Origin of the sequence: Enhygromyxa salina (genome assembly GCF_002994615.1) — a bacterium.
Lineage (GTDB): Bacteria > Myxococcota_A > Polyangia > Nannocystales > Nannocystaceae > Plesiocystis > Plesiocystis salina_A.
The window spans coordinates 40,727-52,190 of record NZ_PVNK01000199.1; the positions used below are offsets into that span (position 1 = coordinate 40,727).

At 70.6% G+C, this 11,464-nt stretch carries 9 protein-coding genes and 2 pseudogenes; 7 read left to right on the plus strand and 4 right to left on the minus strand.

Translation table 11 applies throughout. From position 1 onward, the window contains the following. Positions 1-63: 63 nt before the first annotated feature. The 4 genes and pseudogenes from pgsA to ENSA5_RS39920 form a co-directional block, all read right to left on the minus strand. Entirely contained in the window at positions 64-765 is a 702-nt protein-coding gene (gene pgsA, locus ENSA5_RS23145; RefSeq protein WP_106393866.1) for a CDP-diacylglycerol--glycerol-3-phosphate 3-phosphatidyltransferase, read from the minus strand. Beyond that, on the minus strand, positions 762-1,466 hold the full coding sequence (locus ENSA5_RS23150; RefSeq protein WP_106393867.1) for a hypothetical protein: 705 nt from the start codon (positions 1,464-1,466) through the stop codon (positions 762-764). Before ENSA5_RS23150 ends, pgsA begins: the two co-directional genes overlap by 4 nt. Before the next feature lie 55 nt (positions 1,467-1,521). Next, positions 1,522-2,787 (minus strand): monooxygenase, encoded by a 1,266-nt coding sequence (locus ENSA5_RS23155; protein WP_106393868.1) that lies wholly within the window; start codon positions 2,785-2,787, stop codon positions 1,522-1,524. A 282-nt stretch (positions 2,788-3,069) separates the two neighbouring features. Further along, positions 3,070-3,504 (minus strand): annotated as a pseudogene (locus ENSA5_RS39920) (lytic transglycosylase domain-containing protein); the annotation flags it as partial. A gap of 404 nt (positions 3,505-3,908) precedes the next feature. Between ENSA5_RS39920 and nadB the strand changes: the two are divergent. From nadB to ENSA5_RS23195, 7 genes and pseudogenes are all read left to right on the plus strand, one after another. Continuing rightward, positions 3,909-5,525: an L-aspartate oxidase gene (nadB, locus tag ENSA5_RS23165; protein ID WP_106393870.1), complete on the plus strand. Its 1,617-nt coding sequence runs from the start codon at positions 3,909-3,911 to the stop codon at positions 5,523-5,525. Then, complete coding sequence (locus ENSA5_RS23170; RefSeq protein WP_146156021.1) at positions 5,522-6,226, plus strand: hypothetical protein; 705 nt, start codon at positions 5,522-5,524, stop codon at positions 6,224-6,226. The genes nadB and ENSA5_RS23170 overlap by 4 nt, the downstream gene beginning before the upstream one ends. 10 nt (positions 6,227-6,236) lie before the next feature. Then, on the plus strand, positions 6,237-7,424 hold the full coding sequence (locus ENSA5_RS23175) for an SPL family radical SAM protein (RefSeq protein ID WP_106393872.1): 1,188 nt from the start codon (positions 6,237-6,239) through the stop codon (positions 7,422-7,424). Between the two features lie 406 nt (positions 7,425-7,830). Next, positions 7,831-8,328, plus strand: coding sequence for a CarD family transcriptional regulator (locus tag ENSA5_RS23180; RefSeq protein ID WP_106393873.1), 498 nt, complete (start codon positions 7,831-7,833; stop codon positions 8,326-8,328). A 149-nt stretch (positions 8,329-8,477) separates the two neighbouring features. Continuing rightward, a complete protein-coding gene (locus ENSA5_RS23185) occupies positions 8,478-8,921 on the plus strand; it encodes a macro domain-containing protein (RefSeq protein ID WP_181198054.1) in 444 nt (147 codons plus the stop codon). A gap of 129 nt (positions 8,922-9,050) precedes the next feature. Next, positions 9,051-10,439 carry a hypothetical protein gene (locus ENSA5_RS23190; protein WP_106393875.1) on the plus strand — a complete coding sequence of 463 codons (1,389 nt, stop codon included), beginning with the start codon at positions 9,051-9,053 and terminating at the stop codon, positions 10,437-10,439. After that, a pseudogene (locus ENSA5_RS23195) lies at positions 10,436-11,464 on the plus strand (hypothetical protein); the annotation flags it as partial. The gene ENSA5_RS23190 and the pseudogene ENSA5_RS23195, both read left to right, overlap by 4 nt.

Here is an 11,464-nt window from a genome sequence, read left to right on the forward strand (position 1 = left end):
AAATCCCGAGCGCGACCCTCGTTGCGCTCACCCCGGCGCGCAACCTGGTGCGAAGCCAGCTGCTCACCCCGCGCGTTCTTCGTCGTCGTCGCTGACCTCTTCGGTCTGGCCCGCCAGCGCAGCGATGAACCCGCGCGTGTAGGTGACCGCGCTCCACACCGACAACACCGCCGAGACATAAAGGAACAGCAGGCCGATCTCGTTGAAGCGCACCCACCCGCCCCAGGGCGCGAGGTACGGGAAGTAGATCAGCACGCAGGCGATGCCGATCACCTGAAAGCTGGTCTTGGCCTTGCCCCCCGCGCCCGCCGAGATCTCCACGCCCTCGTTGAGCGCCATGATCCGGAGGCCCGAGATGTAGAACTCGCGCCCGAGCAAGACCGCGACCAGCCACGGCGGCATGCGGCCCTCGGCGGTCAGGTAGACCAGCAGCGCCATGACCATGATCTTGTCGGCCAGCGGATCGGCGAACTTGCCGAAGAAGGTCACGAGCCCCTGCCGCCGCGCGAGCCAGCCATCGAGCAGATCGAGGCCGCCAGCGATCAGGAACAGCGCCATCGCGAGCACGCCCTTGAACGGATCGGTCTTGTCGACGAGCAGCAAGATCGGCGGGATCATCAGCAGCCGCCCGACGGTGATCAGGTTGGGCGCGTTGAGGATCTCGCGCTTGAAGCCCTCGAGCCGCGGCCGACGGCGACGCGGCCGCGATCGCGGACCCGCGCGCCCCCACGCGTCAGCGCCTGGTTCCTGCTCGCCCGCGCTCAATCTGCTTCCTCGATCAGGTCCGCGGTGCGGGGCACGGTGTACGCGCCGCTGCGCTCGGCGCCCGAGTCAGCGCGCGATCGGCCGCCGCCCGGGAGCGCGATGAACACCGCCCCCTCGCCCTCGCAACGCAAGAAGGGGCTGCCGCGCTCGGCGGCCGGGACCACGTTGCCGACCCAGCCGACGAACCCGCTCGCGTGGACGCGGTGGGGCCGCTCGGGCGAGACCTTGACCGCGACGAGCTCGCCCCCGACGCGCAGCGCGACCATCCCCTCGCCCGCGACGCGCACGAGCCCGATCGGGTTCGCGTCGCGCGACCCCGGGAGCATGCCCACGTCCCACATCAAGGTCGCGTCGAGGGCCCAGACCAGGGGCTCGACGAAGAAGCACAGATCACGCTCGAGGCGCAGCGGGTAGAAGCGCTCGTCCTCGCGCGAGATGATCAGGTAGCCCTCGCCCTCGAGCGAGGCCAGGCGGCGAAACACGTCGGGGACGGCGCGGCCTTGCATGCGCCGGTTGAGCGGGCGGATCTCGAGGTTCTCGCTGCAGATCAGCAGCGAGTCCGTGCGCGTCATGGTCTCGCCCGCGACGTTGACCAGCAGGTGACCGTCGCGCGTGAGCGAGAGCGTGTCGGTGCCCGGCTCGGGCGTCAGCAGCCGGCCGAAGGCGAAGCTCGTCACGCCGGGGATGTCGGAGGCCGCCACTTCGGCCACGCTACCCCGGGGGCAGGCCCCGGGGCAACGACGTGGCGGGTCGCAGCTACGGCTTGCGCGCCGCGAAGACGATCCCGAGACACATCTCGTCGTAGCTGCCGTCGCCCCAGCCGACCTCCTCGGGCTCCTTGCGCTCGCCATCGATGATCGGCTGGTTGGCCGCGCTGTTGTCGTACCAGCAGTCGAGCTGCATGGCGTCGCCCGCACCGAAGCTGATCGGCTCGCGCAGCATGTAGTCCCCCTGCCAGTTGAAGTCCCAGTCATCGATCTGGAGCAGGCAGCTCTCGTCGCCCCCGGACTCGACGACCGAGAGCCGTCCGCGCGAGCCGAGCGTGTGCATGTGCAGGGCGCTGCGCCAGATGTCGACCTCCTCGTCGGGACCCACGCCGAGCTCGCTGAGCGTGTACACGAAGAAGTCGTCACTGCGCGGGAGCGTCGCCGAGTGGTGGACGTCGGGGTCGCCGGCCGGGATCGTCATCGGCTCGAGCCCGAGCACCCAGCGGTAGTCCAGGACCGGCACGAACGCGCCGGGTTGCTCGACCTCGTCGGCGATCTGGAAGCCAAAGCTGGTTTGATCGGGCTGCTGCGCGTGGCTGAGCGTGTTGTAGTGGACCTGGACGACCAGCGAGGCGCCGGGCCGGACCTCGACGCCCGTCCCTGGGGGCGCCCGCCACGTCGCCGCCCCCGGGACCCAGTCACCGAGCCAGCGGGCCGTCCAGTCGAGGGTGCCGGGCCCGCCGAAGCACTCGTAGCCCGGGCCCGGATCGGCGTCGTCGAGTGCCTGGAAGACCCCGGTGTCCTCCGCGTCGGCGACGAACACGACCACGTGATGGACGAGATCGAGCTGCCCCGGATACACGGCCTGCGCCGTCACGTAGGTCGGCTCGCTCAGCGTCGTCGGCCATGGGATCAAAAAGCAGCGGTAGTCGTCGGGCTCCTTGGTCGGCGTATAAGGCTCGGCCATCGTGAGCGTGAAGTCGGGCTCGAAGGCCGCCGGCGCCGGAGCGGGCGACGCGTCAGCGGGGTCGCCCTCGACGCACCCCTCGTCAATCCAATCACGCAAGAGATCGCGGTCCCCCTCGCTGAGGATGCGCTCGTGTTCATAACTGTTGCAACTCGGGTTGGGCTTCCACGGCGGCATGGTCTGGTCGTCAATTGAGGCCCGAACGAGCTGGGATGTGGCCTCGACCTGGGCCCAGGTCTCGAGCGCAAAAGGCCCGATACCACCCTCTAGGTGGCACCCGACGCAGTGTTCATCGAGGATCGGCTTGGCGTCCCTCCAGTAGCTCAGCTCGCTTCTCTCGACAATCAATTGGCCACCGTCCGAGTCGCGTGAACAACCAAGCAGACCCGGCGGGGTGAGCAAAACCAAACACACAATAATGTTGGTACATTGTTGATTCGACATCGGCATATCATTATGACGAATCGAGCGGCGCGAGCCCGTCCGGGCCCACGCTCACGGCTGCGCAATTTGGCGCTTCGAGATCCCGCGGACGCGACGCCAGCGAAGCGACCACGTCTAGTCCCCCGAGAACGACGATTAAAAATCGAGCGACGCGTAGTTTGCCAATCCGAGCCCAGCGAACCGCCGCTATTGCGCGATGTTGCGGGCGGGTCCGCGTCGAAGTTCGGCCCCGCCGAGCTGAGACTGGCGCTCGTAAGCGTAGTACCGCCGGAGCACGCCCTTCACATAGGCGCGCGTCTCGGTGTAAGGCGGGACGCCATCGTACTTGACCACGGCCCCAGCCCCGGCGTTGTAACCAGCCGCGACCAGGACCATGTCGCCGTTGAAGCGGTTGGCGAGGAGGCGCAACAACTTGCAGCCCCCGTAGATGTTCTGGCGCGGATCGAAGGGCTGCGCGACGCCGAGGAACTTGGCGGTGCCTGGCATCAGCTGCATCAAGCCCATCGCCCCGGCCCGGCTGACCGCCCCGGGGTTGTAGCGGCTCTCGGTGTGAATCACCGCGCGCACGAAGGACTCGGGCAGCTGGTAGCGGCGGGCGGCGCCGCGGATGTAGGCGTCGTAGCGGTGGGCCTTCTCGCTGTCGAGGGTCAGCTTCTTCGACCCCTGGCCCGGCCCGCGCGGGATGTCCGAGAGCTTGGTCCGGTTGGCGGCGATACTCTTGTAGAGCTTCCAGTCGCCCCGCTTGCCCCGCGGACGGTTGGTGATGTGGATGACGCCGTCTTCGTCGACGTACTTGAAGTAGTTGTTGCTGTTGCGCTTGGGCTTGCCCGCGTCGACCGGCGCCGGGCTGGCGAACAGCGCGACGGCGCTCAGGCCCACGATCGCCGCCGCCACGCGCCACTTTCGCCTCGCGCTCCGCATCCGCCAAGTCTAACAGCAGCCCCGACGCGCGCCGAATATTCAGCGCCCTGACCGGCATTTCAGCCCTACACCGGGCTGGAACAAAGGGCTAAGCTCCCGGGCACGTGCCCGAGTCGCCCCAAGTTCACCACGTCGACACGCTGGTGCTCGGCAGCGGCCTCGCGGGTCTGTACTTCGCGCTCCAGGTCGCCGAGCGTCGCCAAGTCACGATCCTGACCAAGCATCGGCGCGAGTCGTCGAACACGCGCTGGGCCCAGGGCGGGATCTCGGCCGTGTTCTCGCCGACCGACACGATCGAGGCCCACGTCGCCGACACCCTCCGGGTCGGGGCCGGGCTGTGCCGCGAAGACATGGTCCGCCGCGCGATCGAGCTCGGCCCGCGGCTCGTGGCCGGGCTCGCCGACGAGTTCGGGGTCCGCTTCGACCGGGCCAGCAACGAGGCCGACGCGCCCTTCGAGCTCGGGCGCGAGGGCGGCCACTCGAACCGTCGCGTGGTCCACCACCGCGACATGACCGGGGCCGAGGTCGAGCGCGCGCTGATCGAGGCCGTCGAGGCCCACCCCAACATCCAGATCCTCGAGCACCACGACGTCATCGATCTGCTGAGCTTCGCCAAGCACGGCGGCGGGCCCCACGACCGCGGCTGCTTCGGCTGCTACGCCCTCGACATCGCCAACGACCAGGTCCATGCCTTCGTCGCGCCGATCACGGTGCTCGCGACCGGCGGCGCGGGCAAGGTCTACCGCTACACCTCCAACCCCCACATCGCGACGGGCGACGGGATCGCGATGGCGTACCGGATCGGCGCCGAGGTCGGCAACCTCGAGTTCATGCAGTTCCACCCGACGATCCTGTTTCACCCCGACGCCAAGAGCTTCCTGATCTCCGAGGCCCTCCGCGGCGAGGGCGGGATCCTGCGGACCGTCGGCGGGGCGGACCTGATGAAAGATCGCCACCCGATGGGCAGCCTCGCGCCGCGCGACGTCGTCGCCCGCGAGATCGACGCCGAGCTCAAGCGCAGCGGGGCGAGCAAGGTCATGCTCGACATGACCCACCTCGACCACGACTTCATCGTCAGCCGCTTCCCGGCCATCCACGCCCGCTGCACCGCGCTCGGCCTCGACATGCGCAAGACCCCGCTCCCGGTCGTCCCGGCCGCGCACTACACCTGCGGCGGCGTGGTCGTCGATCCCTGGGGCCGCACGACGATCCCCGGGTTGATGGCGATCGGCGAGGTCGCGATGAGCGGGATGCACGGGGCCTGTCGCCTGGCCAGCAACTCGCTGCTCGAGGCCGTGGTCCTCGCCCACGGCGCGGCCGAGGTCTGCGACGACTTCGGGCTCACCCCGCCGACCACCGTCGACGCCTGGAACGAGGGCGACGCCGTCAACTCCGACGAGGCCGTGATGGTCAGCGCCAACTGGGAAGAGGTCCGCGCGCTGATGTGGAACTACGTCGGCATCGTGCGCTCGGACAAGCGCCTGGCCCGGGCCCGGCGGCGGCTCGAGATCCTCCACCAGGAGATCCGCGAGTACTACTGGCACTACCGGGTCACCCGCGACGTGCTCGAGCTGCGCTCGCTCGCGCTGGTCGGCTATCTGATGGTCGAGAGCGCGTCGCGGCGCAAGGAGAGCCGGGGCCTGCACTACACTCTCGACTACCCGCAGACCGACCCCGGCCAGCCGCGCGAGACGATCTTCACCCGCCAAGACGGACCATGAACGAGCCTGCTCGAAATTTTGCCAGCGTCCGCAGGGCGCCGACGCCCTCGCTCGTGTCGAGCCTCGCCCTGCTCCTGCCGCTGCTGTCGGTCGGCGCCGCGGGTGGCTGCGCGGCCGCGGCCAAGCGCAGCCCCGAGGGCCTGCGCGACGCCTACGCGGCCGCGCTGCGCTCCGACGATCCCGACGCGGCCTACGACCTGCTCGCGCCCGACGTCCAGGCCCGGACCGACCCCGCCAAGTTCCGCGAGCGCTGGGCAAAGAACGCGTCGCAGCACGAGGTCACCCTCGAGGCCATCCAAGCGCTCGACGAGGATCGCAAGACCCCGGTCCTGACCGGCACCACGACCCACGAAGGCGGCGTCGTGCTCCACTGGGCCTACACGAGCGCGGGCTTTTTGGTCGTCGACGGGCTGCCCGGGATCCCCGACACCTCGACGCCCGCGGCCACCGCTCGCGCGCTCATCGCAACCTTGCGCAGCGTGTCCGAGGTCCAGCTCGAGCGCGTGCTCGCAACCGAGATGCTCGAGCGCCTCGGCGAAGACTGGATCGCGCGCGCCGACGCGATCGAGGCCGCGCTCGAGGAGCCCGGCGCGATCAGCTACTCGGCCGACAACTCCCGCGCCGTGCTCCGCTACGGGGCCGGCCGCGCGGTCACCTTCGAGCAGACCTCCCAGGGCTGGCGCGTGGCCGAGCTGCGCTGAGAGACGCCGCGTGGATCTGCGTGACTACCTCCTGGCGCTGATGGAGCCGCTCGCGCCCGGCGACGAGCTCGAGCCGGGCCTGCGCTTCACCGGCGCCTCGACCGAGCTCGGCCTGCGCCTGAGCTTCCTGGTCGAAGAGCGCGACGAGGTCCACGTCGAGGTCGGGCCGCGCGAGCTCGGGCTCAAGTACGCGGCCCGCAGCGAGCGGCTGTCCTTCGCCTATCGCGACGGCGGCGCCGATCACGTCGACCAGAAGCTGGGCTTTCGCGTGTGTCAGACCGTCGCGGCCCACGTCGGCGCGCGCGAGGCCGAGGTCCTCTCGCGGCTCGCCCTCGACGTCGAGGCCAAAGCCGAGCAGGCCGAGGGCTCCGCGCGCATCCGCGAGCTCCACGGCACCCGCCTGCTCGAGCTCGCGGGGGTCCCGGGCGAGCGCTTTTACACGCTCAGCCCCTACCTCGGCTGCCTGATCGGCTGTCGCTTCTGCTACGCGCAGTCGCGCCTCGATCCGATGCGCGCGCTGCTGCGGCTGCCGCAGATCCCCTGGGGCTCCTACGTCGACGTCCGCGTCAACGCGCCCGAGCTGCTCGAGCGAGAGCTGCGCGAGCTCCCGCGCCACGTGATCAAGTTCTGCCCGATCGTGTCCGACCCCTACCAGGCCGTGGAGAAGCGCTTCGAGCTCACCCGCGGCTGCCTCGAGGTCATCGCCCGGGCCGACGATCCGCCCCCGACCCTGATCATGACCCGCTCGACGATGATCCTGCGCGACCTCGAGCTCTTGCGCAGCATCCCCCACGCGTGGGTCGGCGCCTCGATCCCGACCCTCGACGACTCGGTCCGCAAGCACTTCGAGCCCCGGGCCGCGAGCGTGCCCGAGCGCCTCGACATGCTCCGGCAATTCAAGCGCGCGGGGGTCCAGCGCTGCGTGGTCGTCCAGCCGATGCTGCCCGGCGATCCGATCGCCCTCGCCGACGCCCTCGCCGACGTCGTCGAGTCCGTGAGCATCGGGGTCCTGCGCGGCGAGATGGGGGCCGAGCAAGACTTCGCCGACCCCCGCTTCGCCCACGCCCGCGGCGAGGACTGGCAGCGCCGCGAGGCCTTCGCCCTGCGCGACGCGCTCGAGGAGCGCGGCGTGAGCGTGTGGGTCAGCGAGCTCCCGCCTCCGATCGCCAAGTGGCGACCCGCCGCCGCGCAGGCCTGAGCGCGGGCCGGGTCTCCCCATCCCCGTGTCCACCGAGTCGCTCGACGCGTCTTCTCCGCAGCCGACAGCCACGAACAGATGAACAGCACGAGCCGCGAACGCGACATCGAAGCTCACACAGCGTCGTGGCTCGCACACCGCGCCTCCAAGCCGCCAGCTCCCCCCCGGTCGCGCTGAGCCAGCGCCCAGTGGCCAGCTACGGACGATAGCCGCCCGCTCACGGGCCCTCCAGCCGGCCCGTCTGGACACCCTCCCCGCCTCCGAGCTAACCTAGGGGCACTCTGCGTAGCACCGCAGGGGCCAACGCGGTCCAGAACGCCGTTCACATCCCAGAAAGGCCGCTACGGGCGACCTGGCTCGAGCGCGATCTTCGCGCAGCCCGCCCGTTCCGGACCCAGACGAAGCGATGATCGACAACGAGAACTTCGAGATTGGTATGACCGCGGTCTACCCAGCCCATGGAGTGGCCGATGTGGTGGGGCTGGAGACCAAGCAAGTAGGCGGGCAGGCCCTGCGTTTCTATCACCTGCAGGTCCGCGGCAGCGGGCTCAAGATCATCGTCCCGATCGACAAGGCCGGCGAGAACGGCATGCGGCCCCTGGCCGGTCCCGACGAGATCGACAAGATGTTCGAGATCCTGCGCGACCGAGACGTGCCCATGGATCGCCAGACCTGGAACCGACGCTACCGCAACTTCATGGAGAAGATCCGGACCGGCTCGCTCCACGAGGTCGCGGAGGTCTACCGGGACCTGTCGCTGCTCCGCTCGCAAAAGACGCTGTCCCACGGCGAGCGCGAGATGCTGCGCACAGCACGCGACCTCCTGGTGGGCGAGCTGGCGGTGGCCCGCGAGACGAGCGAGTCCGAGGTTGCCGAAGAGCTCGATTCGATGTTTAAGAACTAGCCGCGCCAACGTGGCCAAAACGGCCGCGGTCGGCGCAATCCAACGCTGTCTTTGAGCCTGCGCAAGCGTCGGCTCGTCGCCCAGAGGGCCACGTCATCGAAATTCAACTGTCCAACGAACCCTGGGAGCAAGTCGAGGTTGACGCCTTCGTGTGCCCGGTCAACTCGGCTTGTGAGTACTCGAGCTACCCGGCCTCACGGATCAAGGAGCTGTCCGGGCTCCCTCTCGAGCAGCTCCTGCGACCGCACACGCCCCTGGCGATCGGGGCGGCGTTCGTGACCGAGGGTGGCCGGCTCCGCGCCCGCCACCTCATCCACGTGCCCAACACGGGCACGTCCGGCGAGCAAGTCCAGGTCGAGGACATCGCGCGGGCGACCGCGGCCGTGATCGTGACCTGTGAGCTCAAGGGCTACAACAGCGTCGCGGTCCCGCTGATGGGCGCCTTCGACACGGGCATCCCCGCCGAGGAGGCCGCGCGGGCGATCCACAGCGAGTTCCGCAGCCACCGCGGTGATCGGCCGTCTCGCGTGCTCTTCGTCGCCCGCAGCTCCGACGAAGTCGACGTGTTCGAGATGGCGATCGAGGGCCTCTAGCAGCACTCTGGCAGCCCCTCCGCTCGCCTCAAACGCTCGCCTCTCGGCTCGTACTGGTCCGAAACCCAGCGCGCTCTGGGGTCGGGCCCTCTTGGATCCGGAGGGGGAAACTGCTACGTCCAGCCCCCCATGGGCTGGGCCTACCTCGTCTTGGCCGCGATCGCGGCCCTCGGTCTCGCGCTTGGCTGGCGGCTGACCCCCGCGCCGCGCGAGCAAGCCGACACCGACGCCGACGGTCTCGCGCGTCTGCTGCAGCTCGGGATCGCGATGACCGGACTGACGGTCCTCGCCCTGCTGCTCGTGCCCTGGTTCGGGGGCCTCGCCGAGATCACCTGCACGCCCGAGTCCGAGCGCGCGGGTGAGTGCATCATGGGCCTGCGCGACCGCGGGCTCCTGGGCGCGTCCGCGTTCGCGTGTCTGGTCGGAGCCGCGTTCGCGTTCGTGCTGCGCAAGGGCGTGCTCGACTTCTCCGCGCCGAAGCCGATCGACGAGTCCAAGCGCGAGGCGGGCGTCGGCGATCTGGACACGATGGCGAGCGCCCGGGATCTCCGGCGGCCCGCCTCCGAGTCCGCGCCAAAGCCCGAGCCCGAGCCGAAAACCAAGCCCAAGTCCGAGCCAACGCCCAAGCCCGCAGCCGACGCGACCGAGCCGGCCCCCGACGCCGCCGAGCCGGCCTCCGACGCCGCCGATGCGGGCCCCGACGTGGGCCCCGACGCCGCCGATGCAGACCCCGACGCCGCCGAGCCGGCCCCGGCCCCCGACGCCGCCGAGCCGGCCTCCGACGCCGCCGAGGGCGAGGACGACAAGGACGAGCCGGCCTCCGACGCCGCCGAGGGCGAGGACGACGAGCTCACCGCCGACGCGCAGCCGAAGGGGCACCGCCGCCTCGAGGGCCCGGTGTTTCGCGCCTTCGTCGATGACGAGGCGGTCGAGCTCGACGTCGCGATCTCCACGGCCGTGAAGCGCCTGCGCAGCGAGCGGGTCGCCGTGGTCTTTTCTCGCGGCGCCAGCCCCGACGCCAACCTCGCCTTGCTCGAGCTCGCGGAGGCCTTCAACGCGCACCGCTACGTGCTCGAGGGCACGGCCGCGGCGACCGAGGGCATCCCGACAGGCGAGACCGTCGACCCCAACGCCGTCGACGCGGTCGCCGGACCCGACGCCCGCCACGCTGGCGAGCTGGCCCTCGATCTCGCGGGCGCCTTCATCCAGACCGTGTTCTTGCTCGACACCCGCGTGGCCTTTCCGGAGTTTGTCCTCGGCAAGCTCACGACGATGCAGTCGGTGTGCATCGCCCACGCCCACGACGACGTGAGCGCCGCGTGCCAGGTCGTGCTCCCGGGCACCAACCCGGGCGAGCGCGAGGGCGAGCTGATCGACAGCGACGGCGGCACCAACTCGCGGCGCCCCCGGGAGTGGCTGGTCTCCCAGATCGTCCAGGCTCTGCGCGCGGCCGAGGGAGACGCCGACGCCGACACCGACAGCGCAGACCGCTCCGCCCCCAACGAAGAAGACACGTGAGCGCCGGCCCCCCAGCTCGAGCGCCGCGCGGCGCCTGGTTCCTGGTCCTGGTCGCCATGTTGGTCTCGCTCGCCTGCGCCGAGACCGGGGACGCTGGACCGCTGTGGGCCGATCCTGGCGTCGTGCGCCTCGACCCCACGCACACGCGCACCGAGGTCGAGATCCACAACCGCAGCGGCACGGTCCGACCGATCGGGCAGTTCTCCCTCGGCGGTGACGACTGGGACACCCTGCGCTTCGTCGACGACACCCTCCCGCGGACGATCCCGGCCCAGGACTCGGTCGTGATCGATCTCGAGCTCTCGCGCGCCGCCTTCCGCAGCGCGCCGGGGGTCTACCGATCTGGCGACGCCACGCTGAGCTTCAGCTCGAATCAGTTCGCCTACGAGGTCCCGATCGAGTTCGTCGGCACCGAGGTCGATCGCGCGACCCCGGGCGCCTTCGGTCTCGCGCTCGCCGGGCTCGCCGCACTCGTCGGGCTCCTCGCCTGGGGACCGCTGCGCCGCGGCCCTTCCACGCCCGGCCCGAGCAGCCTACGCGCCGCGGTCGGCGCAGCCTTCGCGGCCCTCTTGCTCGCCGCCGCCGCGACCCCCCTCGGGCTCGGGCTGTGCCGCGGCCGGCTGGGTGTTCCCGTCGGTCCCCGCGAGCTCGCCCAGTGCCGCGACGCCCTCGGCGGCGCCGAGCTCATGGCCCTGCCCGCGACCCCGGGCCTGTGGTGGTGGCTGATCGCCCTCGCGATCGCGACCGCGATGCTCACGCTCGTCCGCGCCTCCCTCGCAAGGAGCGAGGACCGGGGCCTCGCCCTCGCCGGCCTGCGCCTGCTCGGCTTCACCCTGCTCTTGTCCGCCCTCTCGTCCGGCCTGTCACCAAGCGACGCCTCGACCACCGCGCTCGTCTTGGCCCAGACCGGGACCACCGCGTTGGGCGGCCTCGACCTCCCCCGCTGGGGCCTCGTCGCCCAGCCCCTCGGCTTCGCCCTCGCCCTCGCCCTCGTCGTTGCGACCCCAAGCCCCCGCGCCCACGCC

Excerpts from the sequence above, each read along its gene's own strand:
- ENSA5_RS23170 (WP_146156021.1), top strand. The coding sequence starts at position 5,522 with ATGAACGAGCCTGCTCGAAATTTTGCCAGCGTCCGCAGGGCGCCGACG.
- ENSA5_RS23180 (WP_106393873.1), top strand. The coding sequence starts at position 7,831 with ATGATCGACAACGAGAACTTCGAGATTGGTATGACCGCGGTCTACCCA.
- ENSA5_RS23190 (WP_106393875.1), top strand. The coding sequence starts at position 9,051 with ATGGGCTGGGCCTACCTCGTCTTGGCCGCGATCGCGGCCCTCGGTCTC.